Origin of the sequence: Clostridium sp. AM42-4 (assembly GCF_003480105.1) — a bacterium.
GTDB lineage: Bacteria > Bacillota > Clostridia > Lachnospirales > Lachnospiraceae > Brotaphodocola.
In genome coordinates, this window is record NZ_QUIK01000049.1 from 419 (window position 1) to 1,792 (window position 1,374).

Sequence of the window (1,374 nt, forward strand, 5' to 3'; positions counted from 1 at the left end):
CAAAAAAAGAACAGCCGATAGACGGTATGAAATGATGTGCTTGAATATTCGTATTAAGCCATATCTGCATCACTGCGTCCATATCGCTATCGCTGTATTGTCTTAATTCTATATTCCGTACACTGCCATGCCCGCTATTGCGGATAATACGATTAAAAGAATAGGCGACAGCTTCTTCTTTGCAAAATGCCTATACCCAAACATCGAAGCAACCAGAATTGCCGTAAGGATGATTGCCTGCAAATTAATCTGGATTGCTGAAATCGCTCCAAAGCAGTTTCCAAAGACCATATAAATACCCGTTGCAAGAACAATGCCGATCACACAGGGCTTCAGACCACGCAAAACCGCTTGAACATACTTGTTTTTCAAAGCGGTTTTAAGTAAGGCCGTTACCAAAAGGATAATCAGGAACGAAGGAAGAACAACCGCCAATGTTGCAATTACGGCACCAAGAAAGCCCGCTTGGCTGCTTCCAATATAAGTAGCAAGGTTAACCATGATTGGTCCGGGTGTGCTTTCGCTGACAGCGATCATATAGGTCAGCATTTCATCGCTCAGCCATCCGTAAGACATTACTACATCACGAATCAAAGGAATTGCGCCGTAGGCTCCGCCAAAGGCAAAGCATCCGACTTTTAAGAAACCGAGAAACAGATCAAGATAAATCATTTCTTTGCACCGCCTTTCTGATCGGGTGCACCGTTCAGAACAAAAATCGTCAGACTCACAACTGCCGCAATCAGCATCAGACTGATCGAGGAGAAATTCCATGCGAAGATATTGATACAGAGCATCACAATAGCGGAGCAAATCATAATTGCTCTGGGCAGTTTCTTCTTGTGCATTTTCTTAATCATCGTAAACGCTGCATCCAAAATTAAAATTCCGACTGCAATTTTGATACCCTTGAAGGCGTTGGCAATGATGGTCAATGCCAAAAAGTTATCCAGAAACATGGAAATCAGATAGATAACCACAAAGGACGGAACAATTATGCCCAGTGTTGCTGCCAATGCACCAACAAAACCGGCTTTCTTATATCCGGTAAATGTTGCACAGTTAATGGCAATAGGACCGGGAGTTGACTCCGCAATGACGGTCACATTCATCATTTCATCGTGGGTAATCCATTGTTTTCTTTCCACGCAGTTGTTTTCAATCATAGAAATCATGGCATAGCCACCGCCAAAGGTGAACAAACCAATCTTTGCAAAAGTAAGAAACAAATCAAGTAAGATATTCATTCTTATTCGCCCTCCTTCCGGTACTCACATTGGCAGATCGTCATATCTCGGTCAACGGTAAGGGAGGCAGTTCGCATCAAGTGAACCTCACATGACTAAAGTCACGTGCTTCTCAGCCGCTTTAAGC

General features: G+C 43.2%; 2 protein-coding genes. Both read right to left on the reverse strand.

What is annotated here, in order from left to right:
* Positions 1–108: 108 nt before the first annotated feature.
* Positions 109–672, reverse strand: a complete 564-nt coding sequence (locus tag DW922_RS17245; RefSeq protein WP_118721445.1) for a chromate transporter — start codon at positions 670–672, stop codon at positions 109–111.
* The gene (locus tag DW922_RS17250; RefSeq protein ID WP_118721446.1) at positions 669–1,247 is read right to left on the reverse strand and encodes a chromate transporter; all 579 of its coding nucleotides are present in this window, start codon (positions 1,245–1,247) and stop codon (positions 669–671) included. The genes DW922_RS17245 and DW922_RS17250 overlap by 4 nt, the downstream gene beginning before the upstream one ends.
* Between the last annotated feature and the right edge of the window lie 127 nt (positions 1,248–1,374).

What these genes read in the sequence shown, in the direction of transcription:
- DW922_RS17250 (WP_118721446.1), bottom strand. Translation starts at nt 1,247, where the DNA reads ATGAATATCTTACTTGATTTGTTTCTTACTTTTGCAAAGATTGGTTTG.
- DW922_RS17245 (WP_118721445.1), bottom strand. Translation starts at nt 672, where the DNA reads ATGATTTATCTTGATCTGTTTCTCGGTTTCTTAAAAGTCGGATGCTTT.